The 17,493-nt window shown below is 34.0% G+C and carries 16 protein-coding genes; 3 read left to right on the top strand and 13 right to left on the bottom strand.

Annotated elements, in window-relative coordinates; all coding sequences use genetic code 11:
- Window positions 1–158: 158 nt before the first annotated feature.
- Window positions 159–1,340, top strand: a complete 1,182-nt coding sequence (locus C1H87_RS16010) for a T9SS type A sorting domain-containing protein (protein ID WP_102756782.1) — start codon at window positions 159–161, stop codon at window positions 1,338–1,340.
- Between the two features lie 49 nt (window positions 1,341–1,389).
- Here C1H87_RS16010 and rlmN read toward each other — a convergent pair whose 3' ends face one another.
- The 9 genes from rlmN to rsgA all read right to left on the bottom strand — a co-directional run bounded on the left by rlmN (window position 1,390) and on the right by rsgA (window position 11,447).
- Window positions 1,390–2,430 carry a 23S rRNA (adenine(2503)-C(2))-methyltransferase RlmN gene (gene rlmN / locus C1H87_RS16005; RefSeq protein ID WP_102756781.1) on the bottom strand — a complete coding sequence of 347 codons (1,041 nt, stop codon included), beginning with the start codon at window positions 2,428–2,430 and terminating at the stop codon, window positions 1,390–1,392.
- A 187-nt stretch (window positions 2,431–2,617) separates the two neighbouring features.
- Window positions 2,618–3,667, bottom strand: coding sequence for a tRNA preQ1(34) S-adenosylmethionine ribosyltransferase-isomerase QueA (queA, locus tag C1H87_RS16000; protein ID WP_102756780.1), 1,050 nt, complete (start codon window positions 3,665–3,667; stop codon window positions 2,618–2,620).
- Between the two features lie 173 nt (window positions 3,668–3,840).
- Window positions 3,841–5,064 (bottom strand): 3-phosphoshikimate 1-carboxyvinyltransferase, encoded by a 1,224-nt coding sequence (locus C1H87_RS15995; protein ID WP_102756779.1) that lies wholly within the window; start codon window positions 5,062–5,064, stop codon window positions 3,841–3,843.
- 34 nt (window positions 5,065–5,098) lie between these two features.
- Window positions 5,099–5,425 carry a nucleotide pyrophosphohydrolase gene (locus C1H87_RS15990; RefSeq protein WP_102756778.1) on the bottom strand — a complete coding sequence of 109 codons (327 nt, stop codon included), beginning with the start codon at window positions 5,423–5,425 and terminating at the stop codon, window positions 5,099–5,101.
- Between the two features lies 1 nt (window position 5,426).
- Window positions 5,427–7,445 carry a DUF3857 domain-containing protein gene (locus C1H87_RS15985; RefSeq protein WP_102756777.1) on the bottom strand — a complete coding sequence of 673 codons (2,019 nt, stop codon included), beginning with the start codon at window positions 7,443–7,445 and terminating at the stop codon, window positions 5,427–5,429.
- A 4-nt stretch (window positions 7,446–7,449) separates the two neighbouring features.
- Window positions 7,450–9,360 (bottom strand): DUF3857 domain-containing protein, encoded by a 1,911-nt coding sequence (locus C1H87_RS15980; RefSeq protein ID WP_102756776.1) that lies wholly within the window; start codon window positions 9,358–9,360, stop codon window positions 7,450–7,452.
- A gap of 63 nt (window positions 9,361–9,423) precedes the next feature.
- Window positions 9,424–9,960, bottom strand: coding sequence for a metal-dependent hydrolase (locus C1H87_RS15975; RefSeq protein WP_102756775.1), 537 nt, complete (start codon window positions 9,958–9,960; stop codon window positions 9,424–9,426).
- Window positions 9,960–10,412 (bottom strand): D-aminoacyl-tRNA deacylase, encoded by a 453-nt coding sequence (gene dtd, locus C1H87_RS15970; protein WP_102756774.1) that lies wholly within the window; start codon window positions 10,410–10,412, stop codon window positions 9,960–9,962. Before dtd ends, C1H87_RS15975 begins: the two co-directional genes overlap by 1 nt.
- An 84-nt stretch (window positions 10,413–10,496) precedes the next feature.
- The gene (gene rsgA, locus C1H87_RS15965) at window positions 10,497–11,447 is read right to left on the bottom strand and encodes a ribosome small subunit-dependent GTPase A (protein WP_102756773.1); all 951 of its coding nucleotides are present in this window, start codon (window positions 11,445–11,447) and stop codon (window positions 10,497–10,499) included.
- Window positions 11,448–11,533: 86 nt separating this feature from the next.
- Here rsgA and C1H87_RS15960 point away from each other — a divergent pair, with 86 nt between their 5' ends.
- The gene (locus C1H87_RS15960) at window positions 11,534–11,986 is read left to right on the top strand and encodes a hypothetical protein (protein ID WP_102756772.1); all 453 of its coding nucleotides are present in this window, start codon (window positions 11,534–11,536) and stop codon (window positions 11,984–11,986) included.
- 190 nt (window positions 11,987–12,176) lie between these two features.
- On the opposite strand, the gene C1H87_RS15955 is transcribed toward C1H87_RS15960, so the two are convergent.
- The 4 genes from C1H87_RS15955 to C1H87_RS15940 form a co-directional block, all read right to left on the bottom strand.
- The gene (locus C1H87_RS15955) at window positions 12,177–13,259 is read right to left on the bottom strand and encodes a bifunctional 3-deoxy-7-phosphoheptulonate synthase/chorismate mutase type II (RefSeq protein ID WP_102756771.1); all 1,083 of its coding nucleotides are present in this window, start codon (window positions 13,257–13,259) and stop codon (window positions 12,177–12,179) included.
- A 21-nt stretch (window positions 13,260–13,280) separates the two neighbouring features.
- A complete protein-coding gene (locus tag C1H87_RS15950) occupies window positions 13,281–14,132 on the bottom strand; it encodes a prephenate dehydrogenase (RefSeq protein WP_102756770.1) in 852 nt (283 codons plus the stop codon).
- A 119-nt stretch (window positions 14,133–14,251) separates the two neighbouring features.
- Window positions 14,252–15,397 (bottom strand): pyridoxal phosphate-dependent aminotransferase, encoded by a 1,146-nt coding sequence (locus C1H87_RS15945; RefSeq protein ID WP_102756769.1) that lies wholly within the window; start codon window positions 15,395–15,397, stop codon window positions 14,252–14,254.
- Window positions 15,394–16,221: a prephenate dehydratase gene (locus tag C1H87_RS15940; protein WP_102756768.1), complete on the bottom strand. Its 828-nt coding sequence runs from the start codon at window positions 16,219–16,221 to the stop codon at window positions 15,394–15,396. The genes C1H87_RS15945 and C1H87_RS15940 overlap by 4 nt, the downstream gene beginning before the upstream one ends.
- 343 nt (window positions 16,222–16,564) lie before the next feature.
- Here C1H87_RS15940 and gldA point away from each other — a divergent pair, with 343 nt between their 5' ends.
- Window positions 16,565–17,461 carry a gliding motility-associated ABC transporter ATP-binding subunit GldA gene (gene gldA / locus C1H87_RS15935; protein WP_102756767.1) on the top strand — a complete coding sequence of 299 codons (897 nt, stop codon included), beginning with the start codon at window positions 16,565–16,567 and terminating at the stop codon, window positions 17,459–17,461.
- The last annotated feature ends 32 nt before the right edge of the window (window positions 17,462–17,493 follow it).

Raw genomic sequence — 17,493 nt, 5'->3', positions numbered from 1 at the left:
ATTACTAATAAAGTTAAGATAATACTACTATAGACACTCTAAAGTTGTTTTTCTTAATGTATTACTATTAATCTTTCAAAAAAAACGCTTAATCGAAAAAATGATTGATTGAGAAAAATATTACATACTTTAAATATCTAACCAACAACCAATTACACATGAGGGACATTAATTTTTTATCAGTTTTACTATTTTTTACATCGTTTACTTTTGGTCAAATTCTTATCTCAGAGGATTTCGAAGGTGGACTTGCACTTCCTAGCGGATGGGTTAATAATGAAATAACATCAACAGGAAACATTTGGGATTTTGATACCGGAGGATTTGCTCCATATCTTGGTGATCTTAACACTACTTTTTATACCGAAGGTGGTTTTTCTGGAAATTACACTATTCTTAATAGTGATGCTTATGGTGGAGGTCCGGAAGAGACAGCATTGGAAAGCCCCGCATTCGACTGTACTGGTTTAACAAACATTAAACTAACTTTTAACCATCTTTTTGTTAGTGGCTATGGCGGAGAGGCTCATGTAGAAGTTTTTAACGGTACGTCTTGGATTGAAATTGTATCATACTCTGAAGCCAATGTTACTGCAAACACCTATATAGCCGGGCAAGTTATTCTAGATGTCACGACCGAATTACAAGACGTTACCAATGCTCAAGTTCGATTTAGATGGGTAGGGGATTTTTCATATTATTGGGGAATTGACAACATTGCTGTTCAACAGCCAACAATACCTGCTCCAAATCCAGTAACAACTCCAAACCCAAGCGATGGCGCTACTAATATTACCTTGGCATTAGATAACGATTATAATGGCGATTTGGTTATTGATGCTAATGATGCTGCCTATACCTTTACATGGGAAAATACCATAACAGGAGAACTTCCTAGCGGTTATGTCTTTTATTTGGGAACTTCGAACCCTCCAACGGCATTAGCCGATGTAAGCAATACAAGTTTTACTATTTTTGGGTTAGAGTACTCGACTACCTATTATTGGGCTGCTGTTGCGTACAATATAACAGGTGGAGCTACAGGAACATCTATTTGGTCTTTTACTACAGAAGCAGACCCTTTACTTTCTCTGGACGACAACACGTTAAAAACCACAAGGGTTTTCCCGAATCCTGTTAAGGATATTTTAAATATTGAAAGCACAGAAACTATTGATAACGTATTAATATCAAACCAATTGGGGCAACTAGTCATGGCTATTAAACCAGACAATATTACTAACAAATCTATTGACTTGTCCGCCCTCAATAAAGGCATCTATTTTGTTATGTTTAAATCTGAAGAAAAATCGACTACCTTCAAAGTAATAAAGAAATAAATGCTGCTCTAACGTATCAAAAAGGGCTTCCATTTTTGGGAGCTCTTTTTTAATTTTTATTTGCCAACTGTCCGCAAGCCGCATCAATATCTTTTCCTCTGCTACGGCGAACATTTACAACTATTCTATTTTTTTCGAGTGTATTGATGTAGTTGTCTAAAGCATCATTACTTGCCTGCTTAAATTCACCATCATCAATAGGGTTGTATTCAATTATGTTTACTTTACAGGGTACATATTTACAGAATTTCACAAAGGCATCAATATCTTTTTGTGTGTCGTTAATCCCTTTCCAAACCACATACTCGTAACTAATTTTACGTTTGGTTTTAACATACCAATATTCTAATGCTTCTTTTAAATCTGCTAAAGGAAAGGTTTCGTTAAAAGGCATAATGGACGTGCGAACTTCATCGATGGCAGAGTGCAAAGACACGGCTAAGTTGAACTTCACTTCATCATCTGCCATTTTTTTAATCATTTTTGGGATACCGGATGTTGAAACGGTAATTCGTTTTGCAGACATACCCAATCCTTCTGATGATGTAATCTTATCGATAGCCTTAATAACGTTATTATAATTCATAAGCGGTTCTCCCATACCCATAAATACAATGTTACTTAACGGACGATTATGATATAACCGACTTTCTTTATCGATAGCAACTACCTGATCGTAAATCTCGTCAGGGTTTAAGTTACGCATACGTTTTAACCTTGCAGTTGCACAAAACTTACAATCTAAGCTACAACCCACCTGACTAGATACACAAGCGGTAGTTCTTGTTGCCGTTGGTATTAAAACCGATTCTACTATTAATCCGTCATGTAAGCGTACAGCATTTTTTACTGTACCGTCCTTACTGCGCTGCATGGTATCTACCTCAATATGATTAATAACAAAATGGTCTTCTAGCATTTGACGTGTTTCTTTCGAAACATTCGTCATATCCTTAAAAGTATGCGCTGATTTTTGCCAAAGCCATTCATATACCTGATTACCACGAAATGCTTTATCACCTTGTTGTACAAAGAACGCTCTTAGATCGTCTTTGGTTAATGAGCGGATATCTTTTTTGCCTGTTGCCATAAGTATTGTAAAAATAGTGAAAGGTTTTACTATTTACAGTTTTTGACTTATCAATTGATTCTCAGAGGTGGAAGCCTCTGTTTATGTTATCTTATAAATTAGTATCTAAAAAAGGCCTTAAAAGTACTTCGTTTTTAATACTTTAAGACCTTTTGATATGTTTAATATGATCCTGAAACGCTCAGGATTAAAGAATTAACATGGCATCGCCATAACTGTAAAATTTGTATTTTTCTTTTACAGCTTCTTCGTATGCTTTCTTTATAAAATCGTGTCCTGCAAAGGCAGAAACCATCATTAATAATGTTGACTTAGGTGTATGGAAATTAGTAATCATACAGTTGGCGATACTAAAATCGTATGGCGGGAAGATGAATTTATTTGTCCATCCGTCAATTTCATTTAATCTACCATTAGATGATACAGAACTTTCTATGGCACGCATAGCGGTTGTACCTACGGCACAAACACGTCTTTTATTGTCTATACCCTTATTTACAATGTTTACTGCGGTTTCATTAATTTTCAACTCCTCGCTATCCATCTTGTGTTTAGATAAATCTTCAACCTCAACTGGGTTGAATGTTCCTAAACCAACATGTAAAGTCACCTCAGCAAAGTCAATACCTTTAATTTCCAATCTTTTCAATAAGTGCTTAGAAAAGTGAAGCCCAGCTGTTGGAGCAGCTACAGCACCTTCATTTTTTGCGTATATAGTTTGGTAACGCTCTTCGTCTTCTGGTTCTACATCTCTTTTTATATATTTTGGAAGAGGTGTTTCTCCAAGTTCTGTTAGTTTTCTTCTAAACTCAGAATACGATCCGTCATATAAAAAACGTAATGTACGCCCTCTCGATGTTGTATTATCTATAACTTCTGCTACCAGCGTATCATCGTCACCAAAGTACAATTTGTTACCAATTCTTATTTTACGAGCTGGATCTACCAAAACATCCCAAAGACGTTGTTCTTCATTTAGCTCTCTTAACAAAAATACTTCTATTCTTGCTCCTGTTTTTTCCTTATTACCATATAATCTTGCAGGGAAAACTTTGGTATTGTTAAGAATTAAAACATCATCTTCTTCAAAATAATCTATTAAATCTTTAAACATTCTGTGTTCAATGGTTTGTTCTTTTCTATTTAAAACCATTAAGCGAGATTCATCTCTGTTTTCTGCAGGGTGTTCTGCTAATAATTCATTAGGTAAATTGAAGCCAAAATGTGATAATTTCATTTGTAAGTCTTTATTAATTTTTAATGTGCTAAAAGCGCTTTCAATGGCTTAACTTCAGGTTAAAAAAAGCCTGTAGCATTTAAAAATACTTTTAGTAAGCCGTTATAAATTGTTTTTTGAAAGCTGCAAATATACAATCTCCAAATAGGGGTTGTCAAGTAAATGAGTGATTATTATTCAGTTATTTTAAATCCGATAGATTTTAAGTCATCCCAAAACGTTGGATACGATTTTGAAACCACCCCAGCATCTTCAATTATTATGGCGGTTTTGAGTGCTAAAGGTGCAAATGCCATGGCCATTCTATGATCGTGATACGTTTCGATTGACACCAACTCGTTAATGGTAGTAGATGCCGACAAATGCAACGATTTCTCAGTAATATCTACGCTACCACCCAACTTTTCTATTTCATTTTTTAAAGCGACCAACCTATCGGTTTCTTTAATTTTAAGTGTATGAAGTCCGGTTAAATCACATGGTATTCCTAAAGCGAAACATGTTACCGCAATGGTCTGCGCAATATCGGGTGCATTTTTTAAATCTAAGTTTAATGGCTCTAAATTAGAAGAAACTTTTTTTAAGGTAACGCTATTATCATTAAAAACGGCTCTTACACCAAAATGTTTATAAATGTCTACTAAAACAGAATCGCCTTGTAGTGAGTTCTCCTTGTACGAGGATAGTGTTATTTCTGTTCCAACCTCGCTAATAGCAGCTATACTAAAATAATAGGATGCTGATGACCAATCTGATTCTACAGTTAATGTTTTTGACTGCTCGCTATTGTTTTTTGGTTTTACAGTAATAATGTTTCCTTCAAATGAAGATGACACTCCAATTTCATCCAGCAAACTAAGAGTCATTTTTATATAGGGCACCGAGGTTATTTCACCTTCTAATGTTAGCTCTAATCCGTTTTCAAGCTTGGACGCTATAAGCAATAAGGCCGAAATGTACTGACTGCTTACATTTGCTTTTAATGATACTTTATGCTTGGTTAGTTTTTTCCCTTTTATTTTTATTGGAGGGAACCCTTCATTTTCAACATAGCTAATATCCGCTCCTAGTTCTTGAAGTGCTTTAACCAAAACTTCAATAGGACGTTCTTTCATACGCTTAGAACCTGTAAGCGTTACTTCTCTTCCTTCTTGAACAGAAAAATATGCCGTTAAAAAACGCATGGCTGTTCCTGCGTGATGAATATCGACTAAATCTGAACCGGTTGTTAGCGCATTAGTCATCAAATTACTATCATCTGAATTAGACACATTTTCGAGGCTAATTTCTGGGTACAGTGCTTTTAAAAGCAATAACCTATTGGATTCACTTTTAGATCCTGTAATTTGAATTGACGACTGTTTAGCTACTGAAGATTTTTGAAGTGTAATTTGCATGTTTTTAAGTTTCTTTATTAAAGAAGCTGCAAATTTACTTTAATTTTTCATTATTATGGTGTCTATCATGATCTCGTTTTGCTTTCTTATCCATTCTTTTATCGAATGCCTTTTGTAAATCGACACCTGTTTGGTTGGCCAAGCATAACACTACAAATAAAACATCTGCCAACTCTTCTCCAAGGTCTTTATTTTTATCGCTTTCCTTTTCGCTTTGTTCCCCGTAACGCCTCGCTATTATTCGAGCTACTTCACCAACTTCTTCAGTAAGTTGAGCCATGTTGGTAAGCTCGTTAAAATAGCGTACACCGTGTTCATTTATCCAATCATCAACTATTTTTTGTGCGTTTTTTATATCCATGCTATACTTTAGTTAATACGACTTGTTCGTTTTCTTTTTCGATAAATTTCTTAAAATACTCTTTTATGGTTTCATAATATAAAGCGGAAATAATAGGTTCGTTAATTTCTGTATCGACCAATAACCGCAAAGTTGATGCATTAACCGATGTTTTAAACTTAAATATCCCCAAATTATCTGGCAATGACATCGCTATTGGTTCTGGAACCGATTCTACTTTATATCCTTCAGGCAAATTTATTATAATTTGATATCTTGTAGTAGATGGATAACCAAAATCTATAGGGAATTCTCTTTTTTCTAATTTAAATGGGTTTTCGTCTGTCTTTAAAAAGAACATTGGAGAAAAGTATATTTTATCGCCAATAATATCTGCCTGACTTTCTTTTATAAATTTAAACGATTCCACTACTGGTTTAGACAAATCTAAATTGTTTACTACTTTAAATTCTGAAATTTCTAAACCACCATGTTTGTTTTCTAATTTCTCAATAAAGGCCTCTTCATCTGCGCCATTATATTTTTCTCTATACGATAAAGCCCCATGTTTTGTTTTTATAGATCTGCACCTGCCATCAATACTACCATCTTCATTTAATTTAACCATTAGGGAAATGGTGTTTTTTGATTTCTCCTTTGGGTACAAATCCACCAAAGCAGAACCACCTTTTTCTGCTATAACACGCCCTTGCCAATTTAATGTTTTATATGGCAATATATTGGGCGCACCATATTTATTAGTTGCGTCTAGCAAAATATACCCATCTCCCATCTTAACATAACTAATAACATAATTATATCCTTCTCTTGTTGGAAATAAAGGCACACCATTTTTCCTTGTACTTACCAAAACAGGATAGGCGTTTAAACCCGCATACTTTAACATAGAGGTTAGCATTAGGTTTATTTCTGCAACATTCCCTGTTTGATTTTTAAATGCTCTTCTAACACCATCGTTGGTATAGATTCCATGGTAACCATTCCATTTTACTTTCGACTTTACAAAATCGAAAATTAAACCCATACGCATCATTGGATCTGATACTGTTCCTATAATTGCATCGACCTCTTCTTCATAATACCCGGTCTTATCTAACTCTGTCCCAAAAGATGGATTTTCATAAATAGTCTTTGCTACGTCTTCCCAAGTTGTTGAAAAATACTTAATTGTAGATCGCGGAAGTTTTCTATAAGACAATTCATACTTAGCGGCTGCTCTATAATTATTTATACTATTTACATAAGGCTCATCGGCTAGAGCAGGTACATCTGTAAAACTATATGTAGATATATGCTTAGTAAACTCCAGATCTGATGAATGGAATGTTGTTCTTGTAACAGTGTTAATCCCACCGTCTCCAGATCTCGTCTTGCTTCTAAAAGTAATTTTGTCTCTTTTGGTTTCTGTTTTAGGAACCACGCTTAAATAACCTCTGGTACTTACCTTGAAATTATAATATTCGGGAGCTTCAAATATTGCCTCTAATTTTTTTACTGGAATGGCATACTGAAAATTGAAATCGTCTACGTAATAATAAAAGGGAGATTCTATGGTATACCTAAACTCTACCACACAACCTTCTTTTATATTAGGCATGGTAAACTTTGTTTCGTTTAGATATTTATTGTACTCCGATTTAAAAACACCGTCTTTAGTCAACTTGGTGTCTTCTATTTTCCCTTCCAATAAATTATAAGTATAGGCTTTTATATTCCCTACTATTAATTCTTCATTACCACCGCTCTTGTGTAATCTTACTTTTTTGGTAGCATAATCGAACCCGTCTTTGTTATATATTTTTAAGCGTTCTTGAATTTCTGTTATCAGCTTAAACCCTTCAGATTGATCGTACCTAAAATAGGTTTTTCTATACTTATATAAATATGTTGCACTTGCAGACGAATCTAACGGATTAAACTTTTCTTCCAGCTCTTCTTCAGAGACTTTTCCGAATTTGTAATTCTGCGCAAATGCTGTTAACGTAAAGCATAAACTAAATAAAACTAATGTGATTCTCATTTTTTTACTTTTTGATTAGGGCAACCTTAGCGTTGTCTTGTTTGTTAACTTCTTTATAAAAATTTCTGAATGCTTCATAATCTTCTTTGGGGAATTGACCATCTTTTACTATAAACTCTCGTTTGTAAATAAGTATATTTTCATCCTTAACAGTTACTTCTGCCTTATAGCTCCCAAACTTGTTTTCGATAGTTTTATTATTTGGTTTGGATTCTACTTTATAATCTTGAGGCAGTTTTATTTCAACTTCATCGATATCTGTAAAACCTCTCTTAATTTTAAGAGGGTGCTTTCTATTTCTATATCGATCTGGTATATCTGTATTTCTGTTTAAAGCATTAAGTGTAAGCAACATTCTATTTCCTATTTTTTTGGAATAATTGGTTGCCTGGAAACTTACATCCTCAACAAACTCGATCGCTTCTTTATTGTTTGTAATGTTCATACTATTAATTTTAATAGTATTGATGTATCCCCATCTTTTTTTGTAATGCTTATCAAGATCTCTTTCTGCTTTGGACTCTAACCAATACTTATCATCGTATTGTATTCCTTTTGAGCTTATATTCACATTAGCATTAATAGCGCCTTCATTCGAAATAGTGTAACTACCTGTTATCTGCTGAACACTTTCTTCTGTATTATACTTTTTTGTATGCTGTATTGTACCTCCTTCTGGTGTTATTACCAATACGTCCCTATCATCTGTAAAATGACCTATAAAACCAAAAGGCACTTTTTGGCTTGTACATTCCAACCATATATCTTCATTACTCTCCTGAGGAATATTAAGAATAACATGATTTCCTTGCATTGCAGCAAAATCCTTCTCTAAACTCCTCTGAGAACGCCCTGCATATACAACTGAATAATTAGATTTAATTCCCACAGCTTTTAAAAGTGACATAGTATAATTTGTTAAGGCTTTACAATCTCCATAGCCTAATTTATCAACCTCTGATGCATTAAAAGGTTTCCAACCGCCAATACCAACTTGAACACTTATATAGCGCGTTTTATCTTGTACATATTGATATATTTTCTTTGCTTTTGCAACATCATCTGGTTCATCCTTTACCAAATTCTGAATCATACTAACAGTACCTGCCGGCAAATCGTATGTATCTTTTATCAAATCGTGATACATCCATTTCCCAAAATCATTCCAATTTTCTACTTGCGTAGGTACTCCTTCTAATGTAAATTGTTCTGAAGCGACTAATACTTTAGGAGACATATTAACAGCTGCTGGACTATACGCTTCGGGCTTAACAGCTTCAATATTTTTAACTTCATAAGTCATTTTTCCAGCAAGCTCTTCCTTTACTAAATCTAAAGTTTCAAAGTTCTTCTCTTTAGTTCTAATGGTTATATTTTCTGGAAAATCAATAGTATAAGTGCTTTTCTCAACACTTAAAAAATATCCGTTAGCTGGTATAAAGGGTTGAATAAATGCCGTATTATTACTTATAACCTCACAGGTGAATTCTATTGTATAAGGATACTCAATTGGGGTATACTCTAAATATTTTTTTCTTGAATCTGAATATAGTGTAATACCATCAACAACGCTAACATCTTTAAAATCGTTTTTCCTTATTTTTTTAATTTCTTTACCATAATTATTAAAAACCAAAACCTCTAAGTTTTTTATCTTCAGATTATTATCGTAATACAAGTAAGCCCTAACATCTCTATCACCTTTTTTATTTAATACGGTAATAATTCTTTTTTCCTTAACATGCATTTCTCTCGACGACCTTAACGAAATATGGACATCGTTAGATCGAATCACTGCATTTGCTTTTTCTTTAAGGTTTGCTGGAATTGTATAGCTTGTATATAGGTTTTCTTGTGAGGTAACAGAGAGACTAATGAGCAAAATGAGAGCACTCATTATTTTTTTTACAATCATATGGTTATATAGCTTTTAGACTTTAAAGATATCTTTATTTGACCTGCTAACATATGAGAAAAATCAGTTTTTGTCGTAAAAAACACCCTTTAATCGATAAATTAAAAATCTTACAACTAATATAAAAAAAGATGGAATATAAACATATTTAAATTCACTAAACAATACTTTCACACCCCATTCTGTAAAAAATTCCTTTACACCTATTGGTGATACCTGAATACTTCTAAACGGGAAGAAAAAACGATCATTATTAAACGGAATAAAAAAACCAACACCCATACCTCCAGACGTCATGGCATCTAAAATACCATGTGAGAGCGTTGACAAAAAAATAACGCAAAACCAAATAAGTTTATGCTTTCTACCTAGGGTAATCATTAAAACAAAAGCCCATACCATTGAAAATAATATGGAATGTGTAAAACCACGATGCCCCAAAGGATGTGAATATGGAATACCCATTTTAAAGCCTACAACATCTAAATCTGGAAGTATTGTTGATAGTATTGCTAATGCTATTAGCCATTTTGAATTGTGCTCATCTATAATTTTGGCTAATGTAAAACCGACTACACTATGCCCAAATACAGATGCCATTATTCTTTGTTTTTAGAATCGATTATTATAGTTACCGGACCGTCGTTAAGCAATGCCACTTTCATATCGGCTCCAAATTGTCCGGTTTGTACTTTTTTACCCAAACCACTTTCCATTTGTTGTACAAAACTGTTATAAAGCGGCACTGCAATATCTGGTTTTGCTGCTTTAATATAACTTGGTCTGTTTCCTTTTTTTGTAGCGGCATGCAATGTAAATTGGCTTACCACTATAGCTTCGCCATTAACATCTAACAGGGATTTATTCATAACATTATTTTCGTCTCCAAAAATGCGAAGGTTTACAATTTTATTGGTTAGCCATTTAATATCTTCTGCTGTATCCTCATTAATTATACCTAAAAGAATTAAAAGCCCGCTCGAAATAGATGCCACGTTCTCTCCTTCGATAGTTACACTTGCTTCTGAAACTCTTTGAATAACTACTTTCATAAACGCTAAAAGGATTTTTTATTTATTAAAACAAAACACTGCCAACCAATTACTAAACACTGAACACTGAACACTGAACACTAATCACGAATTATCCCAATTATCAGTTCTATAATGTTCGTCTTCCCCTTCAATTATTTGCATATAACTTCTGTAACGCGAAAACGCTATTTCATCATTATCCAGTGCTTTTTTAACAGCGCATTTCGGCTCTTGCACGTGCAGACAATTATTAAACTTACAGTCTTGCTTTAATTTAAATATTTCGGGGAAATAGTCTCCTACTTCTTCCTTATCCATATCGACTACTCCAAAACCTTTTATACCCGGTGTATCAATAATTTTTGCTCCGAAACTTAAATCGAACATTTCTGCAAAGGTTGTGGTATGTTGTCCTTGCATATGTTGTGTAGAAATTTCTTTTGTCTTAATATTTAAAGTTGGTTCTATAGCATTTACCAGAGTTGATTTACCTACCCCAGAATGTCCCGAAAACATACTAACCTTATCGTGCATTAACGCCTTTACTTTCTCTATGTTTTTTCCTGTTTTAGCAGAAACACCTATGCATTCGTATCCTATTTTCCTGTATATATGCGCTAAATACTTTACTTCTAAAAGTGTTTCCTCGTCGTACACATCAATTTTGTTAAACAACAACACCGTTTTAATGGAATATGCGTTAGCTGTTACCAAAAACCGATCAATAAAACTGGTTAATGTAGGCGGGTTATTAATCGTAATCATTAAAAAAACCTGATCTAGATTAGCAGCTATGATATGTGTTTGTTTGGATAGGTTAACCGATTTTCTAACAATATAATTGGTTCTGTCGTGAATATTATTTATAATGCCGGTTTCTTGATTATTAGAGGTTTCAATCTCAAAATCTACAACATCACCTACCGCTATTGGGTTTGTACTCTTAATACCCTTTATACGGAATTTTCCTTTTATGCGGCATTCGTAAGTATGGCCTAAATCGGTTTTAACGGTATACCAACTTCCTGTAGATTTATAAACGAGTCCTGTCATATTTTTCAAAAATATAACTTAAAAATATTTTTTTTGGCATAAATGTTGTTTAAACGGTCATTATTAATCATAAAAATCTCCGACAGATGAAAAAATTACTACTAGTTTTTACCATTGCGTTATTTTCTTTTATCGACGCTAGCGCTCAAGTTGAGTACAAAGTTGTTACCAGTGTAGAATCTATTGTTCCCAATGGCCTTGGGCGTTCTAGAATTATTAGTGCTAATGAGAAAAAAGATTATAAAGAATATACCAGTACCCAAACTGCTGAAGATAATACTCGTAATAAATCTAAACGTGGAAATATTAGAGTTAAGGATTTTGACGAAACTAAATTATTAAACTTCTACAACATTGGAGGTATCCGTTTCCAGAATATCGCAGCAAACGATGCCGTAATATCCTCTAAAATAAACACTATGGTTGAAGAAGGTTGGGAGTTAGCTTTCATTACAAGCGCTGTAGAAAGCGATAGCGGGAAAGACGATGGTAAGGGTATTTTTATTACGCGTTATATTTTTAAGAGAAACAACAAGTAGTTTTTCATTTCTATAAAAACGAAAGAGAGTGTCTAAAAAGTGTCATTCTGAATGAAATGAAGAATCTTATTAATTCGTAATAGATATGATTTAACGAGATTCTTCGCTTGCTTCGACTACGCTCAGCACAAGCCGCTCTGAATGACACTTTTTAGACACTCTCTTTTTTATACACTAATCGATTATTATTTTAACCGTTAATTATCTTCTCTTGATGGTTAATAGATTCTTGGTGAATCGCTTTAAACATTCTTAAGATAAACTCTTCACTAAGTCCGTGCTCCTCTCCTTCTAAAACCATTTTTCCTAAAATCTCATTCCAACGTTTAGACTGTAATACAGCAACATTTTTTTTCTTTTTAAGCGCTCCAATTCCATCTGCGGCTATCATTCGTTTTCCTAATAAACTAATAATATCGTGGTCTACAATATCAATTTGAGCTCTTAAATTATTTAAGGCATTGTTGTATTCTGCTTCTGCGTCGGTCTCTTTTCTAATTTTAAGATCTTTCATGATTTGTATCAACTTAGAAGGTGTTACTTGCTGTGCAGCATCACTCCATGCGTTCTCAGGATCGTGATGTGTTTCAATCATTAATCCATCGTAATTTAAATCTAATGCCGTTTGCGATACATCAAAAATCATTTCGCGATTACCGGTAATATGAGACGGATCTAAAATTAAAGGGATATCTGGGAATTTATTTTGAAACTCAATAGCTAATTGCCATTCTGGTATGTTTCTATACTTGGTCTTTTGGTAAGATGAAAACCCTCTGTGTATAGCTCCTATGTTTTTAACTCCAGATTTATATATTCTTTCTATTCCTCCTAACCACAATGATAAATCTGGGTTAACAGGGTTTTTTATCAAAACAGGTTTATCTGTACCTTTTAAAGCATCTGCAATTTCTTGCATTATAAACGGACTCACAGTAGAACGTGCTCCAATCCATAACAGATCTACATCGTTCTCTAAAGCTAGTTTTACATGGGCAGCATTAGCTACTTCTGTACAAATTTTCATCCCGGTTTCTTCTTTTACTTTCTTAAGCCAGTTTAAACCCAATGCACCAACACCCTCAAACATTCCTGGTCTTGTTCTTGGTTTCCAAATACCTGCTCTAAAATAATTAGCGTCTGTGTCTTTTAACTCATGAGCTATCTTTAATACTTGCTCTTCTGTTTCGGCACTACAAGGTCCTGCAATAACCAAAGGATGATCTAAATTTAATGCATCCAACCAGTTTCTCATTTCTTTTTTATTCTCCATTTTTACTCAATATTTAGCCGTTTAAGCTATTCCGTTTAAAATTTGTTTTATATGATTCGTATTTTTCATTTCGTTATAAACTGCCTCAAAGTCATCTTTTTCCATAAGCTCCTTAAACAACTTCAGGTTATCGATATACTCTTCTAAAGTCTCGATAACATTTTCCTTATTTTGTTTAAAAATAGGCGTCCACATTTCCGGAGAACTCTTTGCTAAACGAACGGTAGAAGCAAATCCACTACCTGCCATATCAAAAATATCCCGTTCGTTTTTCTCTTTATCTATCACCGTTTTACCTAACATAAATGAGCTTATATGTGACAGGTGAGACATATAGGCTATATGTTTATCGTGTGCTTCTGGGTTCATGTAGCGCATACGCATACCTATATCAGCAAAAAGCTTTAGAGCCTTTTCCTGAAGCTTGAATGCTGTTTTTTCAACTTCGCAAACAATGTTTGTTTTTCCCTTAAACAAACCGCTCATGGCTGCACTAGGCCCCGAATGCTCTGTTCCAGCAATAGGGTGCATCGCTAAAAAATTTCTACGCTTAGGATGATCTTCAACAACCTTACATATATCCAATTTAGTAGAACCGGCATCTACAACCAATCCGGAATCATGAATCTTATCCAAAATGGTCGGCAACATTTTTACAGTAGCATCTACAGGAATAGATATAATGACTAAATCGGCTTTATCAATATCATCTAAAGTTGCTTTTTTGTCGATTAGATTAAGCGACAAAGCTTCATCAAGCGTTGTTTGCTTCCTACTAATACCATGAATAACCGTTTCCGGATTATTTTTTTTAATATCTATAGCAAGACTACCGCCAATTAAACCAACCCCTATAATGTATATATTTTTCATTCCTATCTGTCTCTTTTGAGGCTTCTTCCCATACTTCGACTACGCTCAGCACAAGCAGGGAAGAAATATCAATTATTATTTACACTTTTCTATATCACTGTTTATAACAAACAAAATACTTATTCAACTCGTTTTATAGCTTCTTCTAAAACTTCGGTTGGCGCACATAGAGAAAATCGGATATACCCTTCGCCTTTACTCCCAAAAATAGTTCCCGGTGTAATAAATACATGTTTATTTTTTAACACCTCATCTATGTATGTTTCAGCTTTAATCCCTTCTGGTAATTTAGCCCAAACAAAAAGCCCCGTTGCATTTTCATCGTAAGTACAGTTTAAAGCTTTTGCTAATCGCCAAACTAAATCGCGACGTCGTTTGTACACGCTATTTAATGTAACAAACCACATTTCTGAACATTTTAAAGCTTCAATAGCTCCTTTTTGAATCCCATAGAACATACCAGAATCCATGTTACTCTTCACCTTTAAAATATTGTTTATATGCTTGCTGTCTCCAACAACCATACCTACGCGCCAGCCAGCCATATTAAAGGTTTTACTTAGCGAGTTAAGCTCTAAACAAACATCTTTTGCTCCTGTAACGCTTAATATGCTTTTTGGAGCATCATTTAATATAAAGCTATACGGATTATCATTAACTATTAAAATATTATGACGTTTGGCAAATGCTACTAATTCTTCAAACAAATATGTATTTGGCGTTGCTCCAGTTGGCATATGCGGATAGTTTACCCACATTAGTTTTACCTTGCTCAAATCCAATTGCTCTAGAGCTTCAAAATCCGGCAACCAATTGTTAGCAGCATCCAGTTCGTAAAAAACAGGTTTTGCTCCTACTAATTTTGTAACAGATTGGTAAGTTGGGTATCCTGGATTTGGAATCAATACCTCATCTCCTTCATTTAAATAGGCCATTGAAATATGCATAATCCCTTCCTTACTTCCCATTAGAGGTAAAACCTCTGTTGAAGCACTTAAAGAAACCGAAAAATGCTCTTTATAAAATCCAACGATAGCATCTCTTAGCTCTGGCAAACCTTGATAACTCTGATATTTATGTGCATTAGGAGCCAGCAAACCTTCCTTTATAGCCTCTACAACCCTTTTTGGCGGCTGTAAATCCGGACTACCAATCCCTAAATTAATAATAGGTTTACCGCTATTTATAAGGAAACTTACTTCTCTTAATTTCTTTGAAAAGTAATATTCCTCTACCGTTTGCAATCTGTTTGCTGCTTCAATCATAATTTAGCATTTTTATATTCTCCCAACACTTTAAACCCTTCGCCCATAATATCTATTATAGATTTCGATTTTTTAAAATCTATATATTCGTCAAAAGTAATATCAACAAAAAAAGCATACTTCCAAGGCTCATCAATTATTGGTAGGGATTGAATTTTAGTTAGATTTAGCTTGCAATCGCTCATTACATTAAGAATAGCCGCGAGACTACCTCGCTTATGATCGCTTTCAAATTTAACCGACGCTTTGTTCATCTCATTTTCCGGAACTTCCGAATTTGTTCGCTTCACAATAACAAAACGTGTTTCGTTGTGCTTTATAGTTTGAATACTGGCTGCCAAAACATCTAACTCGAATATATCTGCAGCCATAACACTGGCAATAGCCCCTATTCCTTTAAGCTTTTTTTCCTGTATACGTTGTGCCACCTCTGCCGTATCTTTATCTTCCACCAATTTTATATGCGGATATTGCTTAAAAAACTCCTTACATTGTAGCAATGCCATGGGATGCGAATACACTTCTTTAATATCTTCTATCTTCTGCCCCGGCAAAGCCATTAAGTTATGCTGAATGTCCAGATAATGCTCGCCAACAATGTGCAAACCGTAAGTATCAATTAATGCGTAATTAGGAATAATCGACCCTACTATAGAGTTTTCCAAGGCCATAATGGCGGCATCGCATTCTTCCGTAATTAAAGAATCTACGACCTTATCGAAGGTTAAACACTCTATAACATCGACATTTTCGTCAAAAAATTGCTGAGACACAATATGATGAAAAGATCCTTTTACTCCCTGTATGGCTACCGTTTTAATCAAAATCTAGTTTTTTATATACCTTCAACCTTAATTGCATTTATTCAATTAAAAGTTGAACAAAAAAAAGTCCCGATTTTCATCGAGACTCATATTAAAATTTATTGTTATAAATTATACATACAACGTCTCGTTCCTTTTGCTATAAAAGAAATAAAACCAGTTGTTAAAAAATGTATAAAATACTGTCATTGTCATAGTAATTATGAGGCTAAAGTAAATAATATTTTAAGAAATCAAAATTGTGACTTAGTTTTTTTTCTGTTTTTTCAAAAGTTTTAAAGATTATACAACAAAACTTCTCTTGCGTTATATAATTATTATTTTTGAACAAATAATTTTAATTATGTCTATTGAAGTAATAGGAGTTTCAAAATATTATGGTGAACAGAAGGCTTTAAACGGTATATCTTTTAAAGTGAACAAGCCTGAAATTGTTGGGTTTTTAGGTCCTAATGGCGCCGGAAAATCCACTATGATGAAGATATTAACCACTTATATTAATCCTAGTGAAGGTGCCGCAAAAGTAAATGGATACGATATAAAGGAAAACACGCGGCTTGTTCAAAAGAGCGTTGGGTATTTACCCGAGCACAACCCCTTGTATTTAGACATGTTTGTTAAGGAGTATTTAAATTTTAATGCGAATATATATAAGGTTTCTAAACAGCGTATTAACGATGTTATAGAACTTACTGGCTTAACACCTGAAGTTCATAAAAAAATAGGTCAGCTTTCTAAAGGATATCGCCAACGTGTGGGGCTAGCTAATGCCTTGTTGCATGATCCTGATGTTTTGATATTAGACGAGCCGACCACAGGCTTAGATCCTAATCAATTGGTCGATATTAGAAACCTTATAAAAACGATTGGAGAAACTAAAACCGTGTTTCTTTCCACACATATCATGCAAGAAGTTGAAGCTATGTGCGATCGGGTTATCATTATTAATAAAGGCGAAATTGTTGCAGACAAAAAGCTAAGCGAACTACGCGACGAAAAGGAACAAACTGTTATCGTTGAATTTGACTATCGCGTTGAAGATGCTTTTTTATTAAAACTCCCCAAAGTAAAGAATGTAACAAACACTTACGATTTTGTTTACGAAATTACTTTTAAAACCTCAGAAGACATGCGATCTCATGTATTTGATTTCGCCCACGACAACCAATTAAAAATTTTACAACTAAATCAAAAAAATGCAAGTTTAGAATCTCTTTTTAGAGATTTAACATCGAAATAGCTTATTCTTTTTATATCAGATAAGTTTAAAAT

It is taken from the genome of Flavivirga eckloniae (assembly GCF_002886045.1).
Taxonomy (GTDB): Bacteria; Bacteroidota; Bacteroidia; order Flavobacteriales; family Flavobacteriaceae; genus Flavivirga; species Flavivirga eckloniae.
This window is presented reverse-complemented; position numbering and strand designations above follow the sequence as displayed.